The sequence below is a fragment of the Arenimonas sp. MALMAid1274 genome, assembly GCF_049195245.1.
GTDB lineage: Bacteria > Pseudomonadota > Gammaproteobacteria > Xanthomonadales > Xanthomonadaceae > Arenimonas.
In genome coordinates, this window is record NZ_JBMIRR010000027.1 from 1,065,572 (window position 1) to 1,085,743 (window position 20,172).

Consider the following 20,172-nt stretch of genomic DNA (forward strand, 5'->3'; position numbering starts at 1 on the left):
GAATGGACGCCAGCCTCCGGCGCTTCTCGATCTTCTATTTTTTCTATTACGCCGCGCTGGGCGCGTACACGCCGTACGTGGGCCGCTGGGTGGACGGGCTGGGCCACAGTGGCTACGTGGTCGGCGCGATGCTGGGGCTGTGGTACGGAAGCCGCATCGTGTCGCCGCCGGCGTGGGCGGCGCTGTCGGGGCGCAGCGCCCGGCCAGGACACTGGTTCGTGGCGGGCTGCGCGCTGACGCTGCTGTGCTTCGCGGGCTTTCTCGCCACGGAATCGGCCTGGGCGCTGCTGGGTGTGATGGCGGCGTTCGGCCTGTTCTACAACGCGGTGATGCCGCAGTTCGAGGCGATGACACTGACCGCGTTGGGGCCGCGCACGGATCTTTACGGCCGCCTGCGCGTCTGGGGTTCGATCGGCTTCCTGCTCGTGGCCTCCACCTACGGCGCACTGATGGACCGCTTCGGCGACCGCGCCTTCCCGTGGCTCACCCTGCCCCTGTTCGTCGGAATGCTGATGGCGGCCTGGCCGCACCGGCGCGACACGCCGCCCGACCACGTGGACACCGTCGGGGACGCCGGCCATCTGTGGAAGCGCCCGGGCGTGCGCCGCTTCCTGCTGATGGCGCTGCTGATGCAGGTGGGCTTCGGGCCGTTCTATGTCTTCTACACGCTGCACATGCAGGCCGCGGGGCACTCGGGCGCCGCCATTGGCCTGCTGTGGGCCGTGGGCGTGCTGGTCGAGATCGGCATGTTCTGGCAGGCCCCGCGCCTGATCGCGCGTTTCGGCGCCAGCCGGCTGATCATGGTGTGCATGGCGGCAACGGTGCTGCGCTGGACCGTCACCGGACTGTATGCGCACTCGCTGCCGGTGATGGTGCTGGCGGCCAGCACGCACGCGCTGAGCTTCGCCGTCTTCCACGCCTGCTGCATGCGCCTGATGGCCGACTACTTCCCCGGCAGGCGCGCCGCTGCCGGCCAGAGCCTGCTGTACGGCTTCAGCTCGGGCGTGGGCGGCGTGCTGGGCGCGGGCATGGCCGCGCTGGCGTGGGAAAGCGCGGGCGGCGGGAGGCTGGCCTTCCTGCTGGGCGCGGGCGTTACTGCGGTGGCGTGGGTGGTCTACGCGCTGCGGCGGACGGTGCCGGCCATTCCCGTGAGCAGCTCGCCATGAACAAGCATCCCTGCAAAGCCCGTTCGCTGCTGGCGTTCGCCAGCCTGGCCCTGGTGCCCGGCCAGGCCCTGGCTTCCGACTTTTCGGGCCTGATGTTCATCGCCTATGCGATCACGGCCATCCTCGCCCTGCCCATCGCCGGAGTGATCTACCTGCTGACCCGGAAGGTGAAAAGCATCTGGAAGCGGGCGCTGGCGTGGGGGCCGCTGCTCGCGCTGGTGGCCACGCCGCTGAAGACCGATGGCGGCAACGGCACGTCGTCCGGGCCTCCGCTGCTGGATCTGGTGATCGTGGCCTTTGGCGGTGACCCGGTCTACGCGGTCGAGGCGATCAAGGCGCTGGCGATTTCGGTGCCGGCCTTCGTCGCCTTGGTGGCGCTGTGGCTGTGGGCCAGGCCGCGACCCGAGCCGGATCCGAACCCACCCTCGGGTAGCTGAGCTGTCGGGCAATGGCGTAGCTAGCTAATGCGCCTGTCCGCTTTCGACCAAAAAAGCGGACATCCCTGCAGGCAAGCCTCAGCAAGAAAATCTCACTCGTTGGATTGCCCCAGACCTCCAAGCTCCACCGCCTGCCAGCCGTCGTAGAAGAACGTGCGGTCAAAAGGTGAAAGCACTTGGGTTGGGTCGAAATCTCGCGCTGCCTCGAACCGGCAGGCAGGGTTGGTCGGATGTGCGCAAATGAGAAGCCAGTAGGCGTCGTAACCTTTTTTTCTGTACGTCGGCAAGAGGACTGACTTGACGTCCAAGCGCTCTTGCAGCACTTCCGTGGTGAGGGGCGCAACCCAGCTCGCCTCAATGCACTGCCAGACGCATCGATTGGTTTCGCGCCAAAATCTCAACTCGCGAACAATTCTTTGCAGCGCAGCCGGTAATAGTTCGCCAGCCAGAACAACCGCATCAAAATTTTCTTTCAAGGACACATTTAGAAGGAGACCAACAATTTCTTGACTCAGCTCTGCGCGGTTTATTTCTGCCAGATCAACTCCTTGATTGAAAGAAAAACATACGCTCAGCGGAGGGCCATTGTTTGCCTCGTATCCACACCTAACTCGCTCCACGACGTCGTCTTTGTGTGCACGTTTCGCTCGCTCGACCTTGCTCTTCTGAATTTCAGTTACCTCTATACCAATAAGCTTTCCGTTGAGGACCGCCCCAAGATCGGGAGCTTCGAAATCGCCGGGCAGAATTTGCGCGGGAACTTCAAGTCTTTCAAGCAAGCCGTAAAGCATTTGCCTTTCGAAAAGTTTCTTTCTTTGGGCGGTCATTTTTGTGCTGAGTGCCTTAGGCAAAAGGTGGGACGTTGGGATGCGGCTCTTCCTACTTAAAGGGTAGCTAGTCCGCTCTCGGCCGAAAGCAGCCCCTTCCTCTTCGTCACGCCGGGCTAGTACTGAACTTTGGGACGAAGCCAACCCACTCCTTTCTGAAATTTCGCCGTTTTCCAGTGGCCAGCGCGGTTGGCCCGCATTGTCGTCATACGCGTCGGGACATTCTCCTAGACCGAAAAAAACAAGCGTGCGGCGACAGAAGCCTTATCACCGACCGCTAGCCCTCGTTCGTGACGCCGTACGGAACGTGACCCGTGGCCACGTGGCGGCGCGCATTCTCGATGTTGTGCCGGGAATCGTCGAAGAAGATGTCGGCGCCAAAGGCTTCAAGGAAGGGGCCCTTGTCGCGGCCACCGAGGAACATGGCTTCGTCCAGCCGCACGCCCCACTCGCGCAGGGTGAGGATGACGCGCTCGTGCGCAGGCGCCGAGCGGGCGGTGACCAGGGCGGTGCGCAGCGGCGAGTCCTCGCCCGGCGGGAAGGCCAACTGCAGTTCGTGCAGCGCGGCCAGGAAGCCGCGGAAGGGTCCGCCCGAGAGCGGCTCGTTCACGCGATCTGCTTCGTTGCTGTGGAAGGCGGCCAGGCCGGACTGCTGGGACACGCGCTCGGACTCGTCGCCGAAGATGACGGCGTCGCCGTCGAAGGCGATGCGCAGCTGCGGGTGCGAGGGTTCGAAGGCCTTGGCCGGCAGGATGGTGGCCGCGGCAAACCCATTCTCCAGCGCGCCGCGCACCGAGTCGGGGTTGGCCGACAGGAACAGCTGCGCCCCGAAGGGCTTGATGTAGGGCCAGGTCTCGGCGCCGCTGGTGAACACCGCGCGCACGATGCCCAGGCCGTAGTGGCGGATGGAGTTGAAGATGCGCAGGCCGGTGTCGGAGGAATTGCGCGACAGCAGCACCACCTCTACCCGCGGCGCCTCCGGCGGCGCGCCCGCATTGAGCGCCAGCAGCTTGCGCACCAGCGGGAAGGCGATGCCCGGCGACAGCACGTCCCGCTCGCGGCTGCGCTGGAATTCGGCATAGGCCTCCAGGCCGCTGGACTGGAACAGCGCATGGCTGTCCTCCAGGTCGAACAGGGCGCGGGCGGTGATGGCCACCACCAGGCGTTCGGACGGACGTGCGGGCTGGGAGGACAGGGGCATGGACGGAGTATGCGGCCTCGCGGTCGCAGCGGCTGCGACGCTCAGGTGATGAACTGCTCGTTGAGGATGCGCTCTTCGAGGTTGTGTTCGCGGTCGAACAGCAGGGTGACGGTGCGCTCGCGCGATTCGCGGATGGTGACCTCGGCCACGTCGCGCACCTCGTGCGAGTCGGCGGTGGCGCTGACCGGGCGCTTGTAGCCGCCCAGCACCTCCAGCCGCACCACGGTGTCGGCCCGCAGCAGCGCACCGCGCCAGCGCCGGGGCCGGAAGGCCGCGATCGGCGTCAGCGCGATCACCTGCGAGCCCAGCGGCAGGATCGGCCCGTGCGCGGAGAAGTTGTAGGCGGTGCTGCCGGCCGGCGTGGCCACCAGGGCGCCGTCGCAGACCAGCTCCTCCAGCCGCACCTGGCCATTGAGGTGCACGCGCAGGTGCGCCGCCTGCCGGGTCTGGCGCAGCAGCGAGACCTCGTTGTAGGCCAGCGAGGTCACCGTGGCGCCGGATTCGGTGGTGGCCACCATTTCCAGCGGACGCAGCACGGTTTCCTCGGAGGCATGCAGGCGCTCGAGCAGGCTTTCGGGCCGGTGCTGGTTCATCAGGAAACCGACCGTGCCCAGCTTCATGCCGTACACCGGGCGGCCCAGGCCACCGTGGCGATGCAGGGTCTGCAGCATGAAGCCGTCGCCGCCCAGGGCGCAGATGACGTCGGCCTCGTCGGGCGCGACGCCGCCGTGGGCGGCCGACAGTTTGGCCAGCGCCGCCTGGGCCTCGGGCGTGGGGCTGGCGAGGAAGGCGATGCGCGGGTGGGCAGGCAGGCTCATGGCCCCGAGCTTACGTGATGTGAGTTGCGGGTAGGAGGGGCTTCCTGCGGGGACTCAGCGGGTGCCGGCGGCGACCACCTGCGCCAGGCGGCGGACCGCCACCGACAGCGTGGGGTAATCCAGGCCACGCAGGTTGCGCATGTCGGCGAACATGCCCAGCGTGTACTTCAGCGTGGCGTCGTCGCGGCCCAGCCAGTCGGCCAGCAGGGCCTGCGGACGGGTGCCCTTGCGCCCCGAGCCCAGCACCTGCCCCACCAGGGCGCGCTGCTGCGACTGCAGTTCGTCGCGCAGCACGCCGCGGGCCTGCGCATGCCAGCGGCCCTCGACCGGCAGGCTTTCGACCGCGTCCATCAGCCACTTGGTGTGCAGCGCGTCGGACAGGCCGAAATACGCGGCCGCAACGTCCAGCACGGCCAGGTCCTTCTCGATCGCCACCTCGACGATGTCCAGTGCGTAGGCCAGGAACGGCAGGCTGGCGAAGGCGCGCGCCAGATCTTCCGGGAACCCGAGCGCCACCCAGCGGGCCTGGTCGCCCAGCAGGTCGGCGCGGGCCTCGGTGGGCAGCACGTCCGCCATGGACCGGCGCAACGCGGCCACGCCCTCGGAATAGCGCTCGACCTTCTCGGCAATGTTGAGGTTTTCGCCGGGGCGGTTGAGCAGCCAGCGGGTCATGTTGCGCTGCAGATGCCAGATGCCGGTCAGCGCGTCGAGCTGGGCGCTTTCGGGCACCTTCAGGTCCAGCGCATCGATGCCGGCCCACAGCTCGCGGGCGTCCAGCACTTCGCGGCTGATGGTGTAGGCCTTGGCGATCTGGGCCGGGGTCTCGCCGGTGTCCTCCTGCATGCGCAGCAGGAAGGTCGAGCCCATGCGGTTGACGGTGGAGTTGGTGACGGCGGTGGCGATGATCTCGCGCCGCAGGCGGTGGTTTTCCATGTCCTGGGCGTACGTGTCCTGCAGGGCGCGCGGGAAGTAGCGCACCAGCTCCTTGGACAGGTAGGGATCCTCGGGCACGTCCGAGTCGAGCATCTGGTTGAAGATGACGATCTTGTCGTAGCTCAGCAGCACCGACAGCTCCGGCCGGGTCAGGCCCTGGCCGCGCGACTTGCGATCGTTGAGCTCGGCGTCGGTGGGCAGGAACTCGATGGCGCGGTCGAGCAGGCCCTCGGCCTCCAGCGTGCGGATGAAGTGGCCGAACGAGCCCAGGCGCGAAGCGCTCATGCGCTCCATCAGGCTGATGGCCTGGTTCTGGCGGTAGTTGTCGTTGAGCACCAGCTCGCCGACCTCGTCGGTCATGCTGGCCAGCAGGGTGTTGCGCTGCTCCTGCGACAGCTCGCCGCGCTTGACCGGGGCCGACAGCAGGATCTTGATGTTGACCTCGTGGTCGGAGGTATCCACGCCGGCGGAGTTGTCGATGAAGTCGGTATTGACCAGCACGCCGGCCTGCGCCCCCTCGATGCGTCCGCGCTGGGTCATGCCCAGGTTGCCGCCCTCGCCGATCGCCTTGCAGCGCAGCTCGGACCCGTTGACGCGCAGGCCGTTGTTGGCGCGGTCACCGGCGTCGGCGTGGGTTTCGCTGGTGGCCTTGACGTAGGTGCCGATGCCGCCGTTCCACAGCAGGTCCACCGGCGCCTTGAGGATGGCGTTCATCAGCTCCATCGGGCTCAGCTGCTCGGTGCCCTCGGGCAGGTCCAGCGCCTTGCGCACCTGCGGCGTGACCGGGATGGACTTCACCGAACGCGGGTAGATGCCGCCGCCCTCGGAGATCAGGCTGCGGTCGTAATCGTCCCAGCTCGAGCGCGGCAGCGCGAACATGCGCTCGCGCTCGAGGAAGCTGCGCGCCGAATCCGGGTTGGGGTCCAGGAAGATGTGGCGGTGGTCGAACGCCGCCAGCAGGCGGATGTGGCGCGAGAGCAGCATGCCGTTGCCGAACACGTCGCCGGACATGTCGCCGATGCCCACGCAGGTGAAGTCCTGGCTTTGCGAGTCGATGCCCAGCGAGCGGAAGTGGCGCTTGACCGACTCCCAGGCGCCCTTGGCGGTGATGCCCATGCCCTTGTGGTCATAGCCCACCGAGCCGCCGGAGGCGAAGGCGTCGCCCAGCCAGTAGCCGTGCTCGGCAGAGATGCCGTTGGCGATGTCGGAGAAGGTGGCGGTGCCCTTGTCGGCCGCGACCACCAGGTAGGGGTCGTCGTTGTCGTGGCGCACCACGTCCTGCCGGTGCACTACCTGCCCGTCCACCAGGTTGTCGGTGATGTCGAGCAGGCCGTTGATGAAGCGCTTGTAGCAGGCGATGCCCTCGGCCAGCTGGGCGTCGCGGTCGCCGCCGGCCGGCGGACGCTTGACCACGAAGCCGCCCTTGGAGCCCACGGGCACGATGACGGTGTTCTTCACCATCTGTGCCTTCACCAGGCCCAGCACTTCGGTGCGGAAGTCCTCGCGGCGGTCGGACCAGCGCAGGCCGCCGCGCGCCACCGGGCCGAAGCGCAGGTGCACGCCCTCGACGAAGGGCGAGTACACGAAGATTTCGCGGTACGGACGCGGCTTGGGCAGGTCGGGCACCAGGGCCGGGTCGAACTTGAAGCTGATGTAGTCGCGGTGGGCGCCGTCCTTCTTCTGGAAGAAGTTGGTGCGCAGGGTGGCGTTGATCAGGGCCATGTAGCCGCGCAGGATGCGGTCGTCGTCGATGCTGGTGACCACGGCGTCGAGCAGGATCTCCAGCGCGTCCACGCAGGCGTCGATCTGGGCGGTGCGGTCGAGCGCGTGGGCGGCGGCGATTTCCTGCGGGATGGTGTCCAGCGCCTGGCGCTTGTCGGCGGGCAGCAGCCAGGCGATCTGGTCGTGCAGGGCCTGCTGGCCGGCGGCGTCGAGCGGCTTCTCGCGGCCCGGCTCGAAGCGCGCGGCAAACAGTTCGAACAGCAGGCGCGCGATCACCGGATAGCGCTGCAGCGTCTCTTCCATGTACGGCTGCGAGAACGGCACGCCGGTCTGCAGGATGTACTTGGTGTAGCCGCGCAGCATGGCGATGTCGCGCCATTCCAGGCGGGCGCTGGGCAGCAGCTGGTTGAAGCCGTCGTTTTCGGCGTTGCCGCTCCAGATGGCCATGAAGGCCTCTTCGAACGGAAGGCGCGCGGCCTCGACGTCGATCTCGCCGCGGCGCGACTGCACCTCGAAGTCCTGGATCGAGACCTTCTCGCCCTCCACCTCGAATTCGTAGGGATGTTCGGTGAGCACGCGCAGGCCCAGGTTCTCCATCACCGGCAGCACGTCCGACAGCGCGACGTCGCTGCTGCGGCGCACGAGCTTGAGGCGCAGCTCGTCGCCGTGGCGGTAGAACGAGATGCGCTGGTCACCCGCGCCCGAAAGCCGCGAGGCCTGCAGCAGGTCGGCGGCGGCCAGCGCCGGCGAGACGGCTTCGACGTAGGCCGCGGGCAGCGCCCGGCCGTAGCGCTGGAACAGGCTCAGGCCGCGCTCCTCGCCGTGGCTGCGCACCAGGGTTTCGCGCAGCTCGTCGTGCCAGTCGCGCACGATGCCGGCCAGCTCGGCCTCGAGGCGGTCCTGGTCGAACTCCACCTTGGCGCCGGCCTTGGGGCGGATCACCAGGTGCAGCTGCGCCAGCGGCGATTCGCCGATCTGCACGCTGTGGTCCAGGCGCTCGCCCTGCAGTTCGCGCATCAGCAGCGCTTCGATGCGGTGGCGGATGCCGGTGTTGAAGCGGTCGCGCGGGATGTAGGCCAGCGCGGAGAAGAAGCGGCCGTAGCGGTCGCGGCGCAGGAACAGGCGGGTGCGGGCGCGCTCCTGCAGGCCCAGGATGCCCATCGCGGTGCGCTCGAGCTCTTCGGTGCTGGACTGGAACAGTTCCTCGCGCGGCAGCGATTCCAGGATGTGGCGCAGCGCCTTGCCGCTGTGGCTGTTCAGGGCCAGGCCCGAGGCCTGCATCACCGACTCGTGGCGCTGGCGCACCAGCGGGATTTCCCAGGGACGGCGGTTGTAGGCGCTGGAGGTGTACAGGCCGAGGAAGCGCTGCTCGCGGATGGCGCGGCCGGATTCGTCGAACACCAGCACGCCGATGTAGTCCATGTAGCCCGGACGGTGCACGGTGGAACGGGCGTTGGTCTTGGTCAGGATCAGGGCGTCGAGGGTGGCGCCGGGCGCCAGGTCGGCGGCGGCCAGGCCGGTGATCGGGCGCGGCTGCACCAGGTGGTCCTTGCCGCGCATCAGGCCCAGGCCGCTGCCGTTGACGGCGGCCAGCTGGCGGTCGGCGGTCACTTCGTATTCGCGGTAGCCCAGGAAGGTGAAGTGGTTGTCGGCAGCCCAGCGCAGGAAGGCCTGCGCCTCGAGGCGGCTGGCGCTGTCCACCGGCATGGTCCGGGTGTCGAACTCGCTGGCGATGCTGAGCATCTTGTCGCGCATCACTTCCCAGTCGACCACGGCCTCGCGCACGTCGCCCAGGGCGGCGCGCAGCGCGGCTTCGATGGCGGCCATGGCCTCGGCATCGGCCTGGCGGTCGATCTCCAGGTACATCAGCGATTCGGCGGCGCCCTCGCCCAGGCCCTGCAGCTGGCCGCCGGCGTCCCGGCGCACGGGCATCACCGGGTGGGCGATCTGGTGCAGGGTGGCGCCGAACTGGGTCAGCGCCATGCGCACCGAGTCGACCAGGAAGGGCATGTCGTCGTTGACGATGCGCACGACGGTGTGGGTGCTGTCGAAGCCGTCGTTGGCACGGGTGGGATTGAAGACCGCGATCTTGGGGGCACCGGCGGCGCGCTGGCCGGCGAAGGCCAGGAAGGACTGGGCAATGGCCGCCCATTCGGCGGGGTCGCGAGCTTCCAGTTCGTCCTGGGGCAGGCGCTCGTAGAAGCGGCGGGTGAACTCTTCCAGCAGGCCTTTCCCGGCGGTGGGCAGTCCCGCCGGCAGGGCGGCGATGACGGCATCAAGGGTATCGGCGGAGGCCAGGGCGTGGGCGTTCATTGACCGCGTTCTCGCAGGACGAAAAAAGGTGCGGAATTGTAGCCCCGGCACCCCTCCCCGGCCAGCCAGAACGTCGCGTTTGCTTCAGCTCCCCTTGGGATACGCCCCGGTACGGCCGAACGCTGCAGACGCGGTCCCCGTATGTACCGCGTGGTTCCCGGCCGAGGGTCCGACGCACCCGCGGGGCGCCCGGCCGTGGGTGTCCGCGTGGCGGGTGATGTCCGTATCCAGGCCTGCCTGCCGTAGTGGCCCGGGAATGACAGCCCGAGGCGGGACTCGACGCTGCAACGAATGTGGACGGGCTCAAGCGCCGGTCATGACCTGAAAACCAAGGTGGGATGGATCGATGGATAGTTCATGCAAGGCGATGCGCTCGTTCCTGCTCCGTGGGCTGGCTGTTCCGGTCTGCGTCTGGCTCGCCGGCAGTTCCGCCGTGCGGGCCCAGGACCTCCCGACCCCCTTGACGGTGATCGGTCTTGACCGGGACACGCACGAAGCGGTCGAGGTGCCGGCCGACATCCGCGCCAAGGCGGTCACCATCTACGAGATGCATGAAGAGGCCTTCTCGACGCCGCCGAAGATCACGGTCACGACCAACGGCGAGTACACGCTTTTCTACGTGAAGCGGGCAGAGGTCAACAACACCGCCGCGGCCGCAGGCAACCACCTGCCGTTCAAGTCCGCCACCTCGAAGATCCTGAGCACGAGTGAATCGGCCGTGCTGTCGCCGCTCAGGACCTACCGGGAGTCAGACATCTGCACCAACGGGATCGGCGAGGCGGTCCGCCAACAGGGCAATCTGGTGAAGTGGTGCGACGCCAACGGCCACTCCGTCCAGCTATTCGCCGACAGGATGGGGGAATGGAATACCGACCTGCTGATCTCCCACGAATTCATCCATCTTCGCCAGTACGAGAAGATCCCGGGGACCAAGAACGACGGCGCACCGTCCTGGGTCGTGGAAGGACAGGCGAACGGCATTGGATTCGGGATGTTCGAGCGTGAACCGGGCCCCGGCCGCCGCGCCATCGCACTCGAGACCAAAGACGCGAAGAACAGCAACTTCTCGTTCTTCCTCGGACTTCGGTACTTCGACCAACCGCTGGATGTCGATGGCTGGAGCGAACGCTATCCCAAGGACCATCCGGAATATCCCGTCGCCAGGACTCCCGAGGACCCGAACCACATCACGATGGCGGGCTACATGACCGGAAGTTTCTGGCGGCAGGTGATGCGGGGCCGCCCGAGAGGCTTCAATGCCTACCAGCAGATGCTCGACCGCGAAGGCCCTTCCGACCCCACGTCATCGGTGGAATGGCTGCAGTGGACGGACGCGGGCCTGAAGGCCGCGCGCTACCGGGACGTGCCGATCTGGCGGGGCGGCCTGCGCCAGGTGTTCTCCGAAATGGTGACCGAATATGCCGACTTCCCGGACATCGTTGCGCGGGACCGCACCGGCAAGCTGGCCCCCGACACCTTCGACGCGCTGATCTGGTCCAAGGGCTGCACGAAAGTGAACCTGACGGCCTCCCCGGCAGCGACGGTGCCGATCGAGATCCTGCCCTACTCGGCCCGGTGTCTCCGGGTGCGGATGCCCACCTACGGTCCGCAGGAGATCAACTTCGTCGCGAAAACCTCGTCTTGGCAGTTCGTGAAAACCCTGCCCGTCCCCTTCACCGTCGCGGCCATCGGCGACGACAGCTGCGAGGAACTGGAGCTTGGCACCCGGGGGCAACTTGTCCAGCATCCGGTGCTGGTGCGGCCCAAGGACAAGGGCTATTGCATCATCAACTGGCAGGCGGGCTACGCGCCCCTCAACGAGCACGACCCCAACGGCCTGCAGGGCTGGCAGACCATCACGCTCATTTACGCGCCGACGCTGCCGACCGGCGACCGGACGGCGAAGACGTTCAACCTGTCCATCGTCCAGCCGGTGGCGTCCGTCCAGGCGACGGGCTCCTATGCCGTTTCCGACAACGGCGGCCCGCCGCAGAGAAAGCCGCTGCCGAAGTCCAGGGGGAAAGTGGAAGTGCAGTCGAACGCCCTGAACATTGTCCCGGTTGAAGCCACCGACGAGGTATGCGATGCGGACGATGCCGCGAACTTCCTTTGCGGTGACACCGTCAGTTTCAGTGTGCTGACGGGAGACATGGCCGATACCGGCGCCGACGTCGGCAACGCCATCCTTGGCAGCGCGAACCTGCGCTACCTGCCCGGGACTTTCACGCGCGACGGGCTGCAAAGCCTCGGCGACATCTATGCCATGCTGGACCTGCCGACGTTCACCACCGGCCTGATGCCGCTCAGAGCCTCCGGGAAGACCGACGGCGCCAAATACATCATCTCCACCCGGCGACTGGCCGAGGGCGCCACGGGCACCTTCCCTGCGACGATCCAGGTGGAAACCTTCGACTCCGCCGGCACGGGCCAGGAGGACCTGAACTCCCTGGCTCCGAAACGGACCCGGACGGGACAGGATGGCTGCGTCACCGTCATGAGCCTGCAGACCACCGGCAGCCTGACCATTACGGTCAACGAAGGCGGGCTGTTGGTCGGGTCCTTCTCGGCAAATCTCTACGAACAAAACAGTGCCGAGGATCCTGAGGCCACGTGTCGCAATCCGCGCGTGCGCGCCGGCCAGGCAAGCGGCTCCTTTGCAAGCCCGGGCCTTTTCTACATTGGACCCGACGGCCCGAACGAGCTTGATTTCTCCCGGACCCTGACACAGCAGCATTACGACGCCGACATGACCGCGCAGGTCCTGACGCCACTGCATGAGCGGTCCGACCTGCTGCCCGACGATGAGCTGACACCGCAGACGCGCGCCGAACTGGCCGCTTATTCCTCCTCGGGCGCAGGCTCCGGAGGGGATGTCCCGCCGGATACGGGGACATGCGAGGGAACGCCGATCTCCGCTGAAGACAGGTCGGGCTTCCTCGCGGCGATAGCCAAGGGGATGGGCAACGAGGACCCGGCGACGGCGCAGCAGATGGTCGCAAGCATGAGCGGTTTCGGAACCGGCCTGCTGGCGCCGTATATCTGCCGATGGATTTCGCAGGGTCGCCCCGACACCTACACGATGGAAGAAGAATGATGAAGAATCTTGTTGTTGCGTTCGCAACCCTCCTGGCGATCGCCGGCGGAGCGGTGCTCTCGGCGGCCGGCGCGCAGGGAACAAGAGCCGACGTCACCTACCATGCGCTGCCACCGCCGCCTGCCATCGAGATCGCGGCAGAAGCGCCGGTCGCAGCGCCAGCCGCACGCCCACGCGCACCCCTGGTTTCAATGGCGCCGCCACCGCCGCGGGCCTGCATCACCAAGACCGAGTTGGACAACGCGATGATGGGGTCCGGCTGTTCCTGCACCTGCGACGAGTACGCGAACAAACCGGTCGCTCCGGTCTGCGACGTCGCCTGCATGGGCCATTACGCGTGCTGGGCGCCGCAGGTCACCGATGCGGAGCTGCAGGAAAGCCTGGCCGAAATGGGCATGGCCACAGCGGCGCTGTCCCGGGACGAGCGGGAAACCCTACGGGGCGTGGTCCGGGCAACGAAAGGCAGCGAGTGGAGCAGCGCGCGCATGTGCGAGAAGTGAGCCAGAAAAAAGCCCCGCCAAGGCGGGGCTTTTTCACGGGGAACCGCGGAGAAATCAGCGCAGGCCCGTCTCGTTGCGGGCGATGACCAGCCGCTGGATTTCGCTGGTGCCCTCGTAGATCTCGGTGATCTTGGCGTCGCGGAAGTAGCGCTCCAGCGGCATTTCCTTGGAATAGCCCATGCCGCCGTGGATCTGCAGCGCCGCGTGCGTGATGAACATCGCCGCTTCCGAGGCCGTCAGCTTGGCCACCGAGGCTTCGGTGCTGAAGCGGCCGCCGGTCTTCTCGGTTTCGGCCTTGGCCCAGGCGGCGCGCAGGGTGAGGATCTCGGCGGCGTCCAGGCGGCACTTCATGTCGGCGATCTTGGCCTGGATCATCTGGAACGAGCCGATCGGCTGGCCGAAGCTCTTGCGCTCCTTCGCATAGGCCACGGCTGCCTTGTACGCCGCCCTGGCCAGGCCCACGGCCTGCGAGGCGATGCCGATGCGGCCGGCATCGAGCACGCCCATCGCGATCTTGAAACCCTCGCCGTCCTTGCCCACCACTTCGTCGGCAGTGGCAACGTAGTCCTGGAACTCGATCTCGCAGGTGGCCGAGGCGCGGATGCCCAGCTTGGGCTCGGTCTTGCCGCGGTGGAAGCCGGGCTTGGCGGTGTCCACCATGAACGCCGTGATGCCCTTTGCGCCCTTGGACGGATCGGTCATGGCGAACAGGATGATGTACTTGGCCACCGGGCCCGAGGTGATCCAGCTCTTCTTGCCGTTGATGACGTAGCTGCCGTCGGCCTGCTTGGTGGCCTTGCAGCGCATCGCGGTGGCGTCGGAGCCCGACTGCGGCTCGGTCAGCGCGAAGGCGCCGATTTCGCGGCCCTCGGCGATCGCACGCACGTAAAGCTGCTTCTGCGCTTCGGTGCCGAACTTGAGGATGCCGTTGCAGAACAGCGAGTTGTTGACCGAGACAATGGTGGAATGGGCGCAGTCGGCCTCGGCGATCTCGATCATGGCCAGCACGTAGCTGATCGGGTCCATGCCGGCGCCGCCATACTCGGCCGGCACTTCGATGCCCATCAGGCCGTTCTCGCCCAGGGTGCGGATGTTTTCGAGCGGGAACTCGCCGGTGCGGTCGTGGTGTTCCGCGCTGGGCGCGATTTTTTCCTGCGCGATCCGGCGGGCCACGTCCTGGATCATCAGCTGCTCTTCGGTGAATCGGAAATCCACGGCGCGACCTCGTTGCATACGGACAAGTACGCAATTGTAGCGGCTCGGGCCGCGAGGCACAGGTGTCGGGGGCGTGAAGTCCGCGCGAGGCCCGCCGGACGCGGCCGTGCGAGGGGCCGCTTGCCTTGACCTGCCCCTGCCCCGGGCCTACCCTTCGCATATCTTTGAATCCGGATGAAAGGATAAAGCATGGACCTGGACGCCTGGTCGGCCTGCCTGAAGGTCCTGGCGGACCCCACCCGGGTGCGCCTGCTGGCCCTGCTCGAGCGCGAGGAGCTCACCGTGGCCGAGCTGTCGGGCATCACCCGCCTGGCCCAGCCGCGGGTGTCCACCCACCTGGCCAAGCTCAAGGAAGCCGACCTGGTGCGCGACCGCCGTGCGGGCGTCAGCGCCTACTACCGGTTCAATGCCGAGTCCCTTGATCCGGCCGAGGGCCGGCTCTGGGAAACGCTGCGCGACAGCACCGACGACCCGCTGCTGCGCCAGGACGCCGAGCGCCTGCCGGCCATCCTGGCCACCCGCGCCAGCGACCAGAACTGGGCCGATTCGGTGGCCGGCGACATGGAGCGCCACTATTCGCCCGGCCGCACCTGGGAAGCCCTGGCCCGCTCCACCCTGCCCCTGCTGGAACCCGGCGACGTGCTCGACGTGGCCTCCGGCGACGGCGTGCTGGCCGAACTGCTGGCCCCGCATGCGCGCCGCTACGTCTGCGTGGATTCCAGTGCGCGCGTGGTCGGCGCGGCCCGCGACCGGCTCAAGCGCTACCGACACGTGGAAGTGATGGAAGGCGACATGCAGGCCCTGCCCTTCGAGGCCGGCAAGTTCGACCTGGTGCTGCTGATGCACGCGCTCACCTACGCCAGCAAGCCGCCCCAGGCGATCGCCGAGGCCGCCCGCGTGCTGCGTCGCGGCGGCCGCCTGGTCGCCACCTGCCTGGGCAAGCACGAACACCGCGCCGCGGTGACCCCCTACGGCCACGTCAACCTGGGCTTTACCGCCAAGGACCTGCGCCGCCACGCCGAGAAGGCGGGGCTGGAAGTGACCGTGTGCGAGTCCGTCACCCGTGAAAAGCGCCCCCCGCACTTCGAAGTGCTCACCCTGTTGGCCCGCAAACCTTGAAGACCCTGCCCTGGCACCAGCCCGACCGCACCGCCCGCCTGCTCCAGGCCCTGTCCCGCCGCATCCTGGTGATCGACGGCGCGATGGGCACCATGATCCAGCGCCACGCGCTGGACGAAGCCGCGTATCGCCGCGACAGGTTTGCCCGCGGCTACGACGGCCTGCGTTTCTCCGAGGGCCATGCCCATGGCGCCGGCTGCGGCTGCAGCGAGAGCGACCTGAAAGGCAACAACGACCTGCTGACGCTGACCCAGCCGGCCATCATCGCCGGCGTGCACGAGGCCTACCTGGCCGCCGGCGCCGACCTGGTCGAGACCAATACCTTCAACTCCACCGCGGTTTCGCAGGCCGACTACCGCCTCGAACACCTGGTGCCCGAGCTCAACCGGGAAGCCGCCCGCCTGGCGCGCGCCTGCTGCGACCGGTTCGAGGCGCAGGACCCCGGCAAGCCGCGCTACGTGGTCGGCGTGCTGGGCCCCACCAGCCGCACGGCCTCGATCAGCCCGCGGGTCGAGGACGCCGGCTACCGCAACATCCACTTCGACGAGCTGGTGGCCAACTACGTCGAAGCCGCCACGGCCCTGGTCGAGGGCGGCGCCGACATCCTGATGGTCGAGACCGTGTTCGACACGCTCAATGCCAAGGCGGCGCTGTACGCCCTGGAGGACGTGTTCGAGGCGATGGGCGCGCGCCTGCCGGTGATGGTGTCGGGCACCATCACCGACCGCAGCGGCCGCACCCTGTCGGGCCAGACCGCCGAGGCCTTCTGGTACTCGCTGCGCCACGCGCGACCGATCTCGATCGGGCTCAACTGCGCGCTCGGCGCCCGCGACCTGCGCGCCCACGTGGACATGCTGTCGCAGGTGGCCGACACCCACGTCAGCTGCCACCCCAACGCCGGCCTGCCCAATGCCTTCGGCGGCTACGACGAAGGCCCGGACGAAACCGCCGCAACCCTGCGCGAATTCGCCGAGGCCGGGCTGCTCAACATCGTCGGCGGCTGCTGCGGAACCACGCCCGACCACATCGCCGCCATCGCGCGGGCGGTGGACGGCCTGCCGCCGCGCGCGCTGCCGCAGATCGAGCCCTACACGCGCCTGGCCGGGCTCGAACCTTTCGTGATCACGCCGCAGACCAACTTCGTCAACGTCGGCGAGCGCACCAATGTCACCGGCTCGATCCAGTTCAAGAAGCTGATCCTCGAGGGCCGCTACGACGAAGCCCTGGCCGTGGCGCGCCAGCAGGTCGAGAACGGCGCCCAGGTGATCGACGTCAACATGGACGAAGGCATGCTGGACGCCGAGGCGGCGATGGCGCGCTTCCTGAACCTGATTGCCGCCGAACCCGACATCGCGCGGGTGCCGCTGATGATCGACTCGTCCAAGTGGAGCGTGATCGAGGCCGGCCTGAAGTGCGTGCAGGGCAAGGCCATCGTCAACTCGATCTCGATGAAGGAAGGCGAGGCCGCCTTCCTGGAACACGCCGCCAAGGTGCGCCGCCACGGCGCCGCCGTGGTGGTGATGGCCTTCGACGAGACCGGCCAGGCCGACACCTACGCGCGCAAGGTGGAGATCTGCTCGCGCGCCTACCGGCTGCTGGTCGAGCAGGCGGGCTTCGCGCCCGAGGACATCATCTTCGACCCCAACATCTTCGCCATCGCCACCGGCATCGAGGAACACGACGGCTACGCGGTCGCCTTCATCGAGGCCACGGCCGAACTCAAGCGCCGTTTCCCGCTCAGCCACGTGTCCGGCGGCGTGTCCAACGTGTCGTTCTCGTTCCGCGGCAACAATGCCGTGCGCGAGGCCATCCACGCCGTGTTCCTGTACCACGCGATCCGCGAGGGCATGGACATGGGCATCGTCAACGCCGGCGCGCTGGCGCTGTACGACGACATCGAGCCGGCGCTGCGCGAGGCGGTCGAGGACGTGGTGCTGAACCGTCGTCCCGACGGCACCGAGCGCCTGCTGGCGGAAGCCGACAAGCACAAGATGAAGAAGGGCGAGGTCCGCACCGAGGACCTGGCCTGGCGCGACGCTCCCGTCGCCGAACGCATCAAGCACGCCCTGGTGCACGGCATCGACAAGTTCGTCGAGGCCGACACCGAGGAGGCGCGCCAGGCCGCCGCGCGGCCGCTGGACGTGATCGAGGGCCCGCTCATGGCGGGCATGAACGTGGTCGGCGACCTGTTTGGCGCCGGCAAGATGTTCCTGCCCCAGGTGGTGAAGTCGGCGCGGGTGATGAAGAAGGCCGTGGCCATCCTGATCCCCTACATCGAGGCCGAGAAGCGGCTCAGCGGTGACGCCGGCAAGCCAAAGGGCAAGGTGCTGATGGCCACGGTGAAGGGCGACGTGCACGACATCGGCAAGAACATCGTCGGCGTGGTGCTGGCCTGCAACAACTTCGACGTGGTGGACCTGGGCGTGATGGTGCCGGCGCAGACCATCCTTGACCGGGCGCGCGAGGAAAAGGCCGACATCATCGGCCTGTCCGGCCTGATCACGCCGTCGCTGGAGGAAATGAGCCACGTCGCCAAGGAAATGAAGCGGCAGGGCTTCGAGATCCCGCTGCTGATCGGCGGTGCCACCACCTCGCGCGCACACACGGCGCTCAAGATCGACCCGCATTACGGGCAACCCGTGGTCTGGGTCAAGGACGCGTCCCGCGCGGTCGGCGTGATGCAGTCGCTGCTCAGCGTGGACCTGCGCGCGCCCTTCGTGGCGGCCAACCAGGCCGATTACGCCGAAGTGCGCGCGCGACATGCCAACAAGGGCGACGCCAAGCCGCTGATGCCGCTGGAACGCGCGCGGGCCAAGAAGTTCGACGGCGGCTGGGGCGACTACGTGCCGCCGCAGCCGCTGAAGCCCGGGCTCACCGTGTTCGACGACTATCCGCTGCAGGACCTGGTCGGCCTGATCGACTGGACGCCCTTCTTCCAGACCTGGGAGCTGGCGGGCCGCTACCCGGCCATCCTGGACGACTCGGTGGTGGGCACTCAGGCGCGCGAGCTGTTCGCCGACGCCAAGGCGATGCTGCAGCGCATCCTGGACGGCAAGTGGCTCACCGCGAAGGCCGTGGCCGGCCTGTGGCCGGCCGAAGCGGTGGGCGACGACATCCATGTGCTGGGCGATACCCCCGCCGTACTGCATGGCCTGCGCCAGCAGGCCGACAAGCCCGACGACCGCCCCAACCTGTGCCTGGCCGACTTCGTCGCGCCGCGAGGCAGCGGGCGCAGCGACTGGGTCGGTGCCTTCGCGGTCACTGCGGGCCTGGGCATCGAGCCGCACGTGGCCGCCTTCGAGAAGGCCAACGACGACTACAACGCGATCATGCTCAAGGCCCTCGCCGACCGCTTCGCCGAGGCCCTGGCCGAGCGCCTGCACCAGATCGTGCGCACGCAGCTGTGGGCCTACGCCCCGGACGAGGCGCTGGACAACGAAGCGCTGATCCGCGAGCAGTACCGCGGCATCCGGCCCGCGCCCGGTTACCCGGCGTGTCCGGAACACAGCGAGAAGGCGACGATCTTCCGCCTGCTCGACGCCGAGCGGCATACCGGCCTGCAGCTGACCGAAAGCTACGCGATGTATCCCGCCGCCGCGGTCAGCGGGCTGTATTTCTCGCACCCGGGCAGCCAGTACTTCGTGGTGGGCCGGCTTTCGCGCGAACAGGTGGCCGACTACGCCCGTCGCAAGGGCGTGGGGCTGGCCCAGGCCGAGCGCTGGCTGGCATCGAACCTGGACTACGACCCCGAATGAGCGCGGCGCCGGTCCCGGGCACGCGCGAATGGCCGGTGCGTGCGCGCACGCTGGGCGAAGACCGCGTTCCCGGCGACGACAACGCCCTGCCCCTGCGCCACCTGGCCTCGCTGATGGTGATCTGGGGGCACGGCTACACCCTGGCGGCGCCCGGCCACGGTGGCACTGACCGCCTGGCCGCATGGCTGCCAGGCTTCACCACCGCCACGCTGGCGGTGTACGTGTTCTTCGCGATCAGCGGCTACCTGGTGATGCTGAGCCTGCTGCGGCGCCCCGGCTTCTGGCCCTACCTGCGCAATCGCGCGCTGCGGATCCTGCCGGCCTACTGGGTGCAGCTGGTCCTTTGCGCGCTGGTGCTGGGTCCCGTATTCACCACGCTGCCCGTGGCGGACTACCTGGGCCACGCCGGCACCCTTGCCTACCTGCAGGGCAATGCCTTCCCGCTGAGCTTTGTCTGGGACCTGCCGGGCGTGTTCCAGGACCTGCCCTACCCGCGCGTGGTCAACGGCAGCCTGTGGTCGCTGGGGCTGGAGATGCGCTGGTACGGCTACCTGGGCCTGCTGCTGCTCCTGGGCGCCGCGCGCCGCCGCTGGGCGTTCACCGCGGTGGCGCTGGCCTTCCTGGGCTATGCGGGCGTGGAATGGCTGCAGGGCAAGCCCGATCCGCTGCACTACCGCGCCTTGTCCTGCACCTTCGTCGCGGCGGCACTGGCGGCGCACTGGCGCCACCGCATCCGCCTTTCACACGCGCTGATGCTGGCGCTGGTGGTGGCGACGGCCGCCTGCCGCGGCACGCCGGCCTTTGGCGCGCTGGCCACCGCCACGGTGCTGTATGCCAGCGGCTGGATCGTGTACGCACTGCCCGTGCTGCGCTGGCCTGCGCACCGCGACTATTCCTACGGACTGTTCCTGTACGGCTTTCCCTGCCAGCAGGCGGTGGTGGCGATATGGCCGGGCATCACGCCGGCGGGATTGTTTTTCGTGGCCACCGGACTGGCGGCCCTGCTGGCCGCGCTGTCCTGGCACCTGGTCGAATCGCCGGCGCTGCGCTGGAAGGCCGCGTCGCGCTGAGT

The 20,172-nt window shown here is 67.9% G+C and carries 11 protein-coding genes and 1 pseudogene; 7 read left to right on the plus strand and 5 right to left on the minus strand.

Features of this window, described 5'->3' with window-relative positions; translation table 11 throughout:
• Nucleotides 1-2: 2 nt before the first annotated feature.
• On the plus strand, nt 3-1,166 hold the full coding sequence (locus tag ACOQFR_RS13605) for an MFS transporter (RefSeq protein WP_421382780.1): 1,164 nt from the start codon (nt 3-5) through the stop codon (nt 1,164-1,166).
• Entirely contained in the window at nt 1,163-1,603 is a 441-nt protein-coding gene (locus ACOQFR_RS13610) for a hypothetical protein (protein WP_421382782.1), read from the plus strand. The genes ACOQFR_RS13605 and ACOQFR_RS13610 overlap by 4 nt, the downstream gene beginning before the upstream one ends.
• 92 nt (nt 1,604-1,695) lie before the next feature.
• On the opposite strand, the gene ACOQFR_RS13615 is transcribed toward ACOQFR_RS13610, so the two are convergent.
• The 4 genes from ACOQFR_RS13615 to ACOQFR_RS13630 form a co-directional block, all read right to left on the minus strand.
• Nucleotides 1,696-2,430 carry a hypothetical protein gene (locus ACOQFR_RS13615; protein ID WP_421382784.1) on the minus strand — a complete coding sequence of 245 codons (735 nt, stop codon included), beginning with the start codon at nt 2,428-2,430 and terminating at the stop codon, nt 1,696-1,698.
• Nucleotides 2,431-2,707: 277 nt separating this feature from the next.
• The gene (locus tag ACOQFR_RS13620) at nt 2,708-3,631 is read right to left on the minus strand and encodes a 5'-nucleotidase (RefSeq protein ID WP_421382786.1); all 924 of its coding nucleotides are present in this window, start codon (nt 3,629-3,631) and stop codon (nt 2,708-2,710) included.
• A gap of 41 nt (nt 3,632-3,672) precedes the next feature.
• The gene (locus tag ACOQFR_RS13625) at nt 3,673-4,443 is read right to left on the minus strand and encodes an NAD kinase (protein WP_421383306.1); all 771 of its coding nucleotides are present in this window, start codon (nt 4,441-4,443) and stop codon (nt 3,673-3,675) included.
• Between the two features lie 60 nt (nt 4,444-4,503).
• Nucleotides 4,504-9,417, minus strand: a complete 4,914-nt coding sequence (locus ACOQFR_RS13630; RefSeq protein WP_421382788.1) for an NAD-glutamate dehydrogenase — start codon at nt 9,415-9,417, stop codon at nt 4,504-4,506.
• Nucleotides 9,418-9,784: 367 nt separating this feature from the next.
• Between ACOQFR_RS13630 and ACOQFR_RS13635 the strand changes: the two genes are divergently transcribed.
• Both ACOQFR_RS13635 and ACOQFR_RS13640 read left to right on the plus strand, forming a co-directional pair.
• A complete protein-coding gene (locus ACOQFR_RS13635; protein WP_421382790.1) occupies nt 9,785-12,511 on the plus strand; it encodes a hypothetical protein in 2,727 nt (908 codons plus the stop codon).
• A complete protein-coding gene (locus ACOQFR_RS13640) occupies nt 12,508-13,011 on the plus strand; it encodes a hypothetical protein (protein ID WP_421382792.1) in 504 nt (167 codons plus the stop codon). Before ACOQFR_RS13635 ends, ACOQFR_RS13640 begins: the two co-directional genes overlap by 4 nt.
• A 54-nt stretch (nt 13,012-13,065) precedes the next feature.
• On the opposite strand, the gene ACOQFR_RS13645 is transcribed toward ACOQFR_RS13640, so the two are convergent.
• Complete coding sequence (locus ACOQFR_RS13645; RefSeq protein WP_421382794.1) at nt 13,066-14,244, minus strand: acyl-CoA dehydrogenase family protein; 1,179 nt, start codon at nt 14,242-14,244, stop codon at nt 13,066-13,068.
• A gap of 171 nt (nt 14,245-14,415) precedes the next feature.
• Between ACOQFR_RS13645 and ACOQFR_RS13650 the strand changes: the two are divergent.
• The 3 genes and pseudogenes from ACOQFR_RS13650 to ACOQFR_RS13660 form a co-directional block, all read left to right on the plus strand.
• Nucleotides 14,416-15,342: pseudogene (locus ACOQFR_RS13650) on the plus strand (ArsR/SmtB family transcription factor); the annotation flags it as partial.
• A gap of 8 nt (nt 15,343-15,350) precedes the next feature.
• On the plus strand, nt 15,351-19,100 hold the full coding sequence (gene metH / locus ACOQFR_RS13655; RefSeq protein ID WP_421383308.1) for a methionine synthase: 3,750 nt from the start codon (nt 15,351-15,353) through the stop codon (nt 19,098-19,100).
• Entirely contained in the window at nt 19,097-20,170 is a 1,074-nt protein-coding gene (locus ACOQFR_RS13660) for an acyltransferase family protein (RefSeq protein WP_421382796.1), read from the plus strand. Before metH ends, ACOQFR_RS13660 begins: the two co-directional genes overlap by 4 nt.
• Nucleotides 20,171-20,172: the final 2 nt, after the last annotated feature.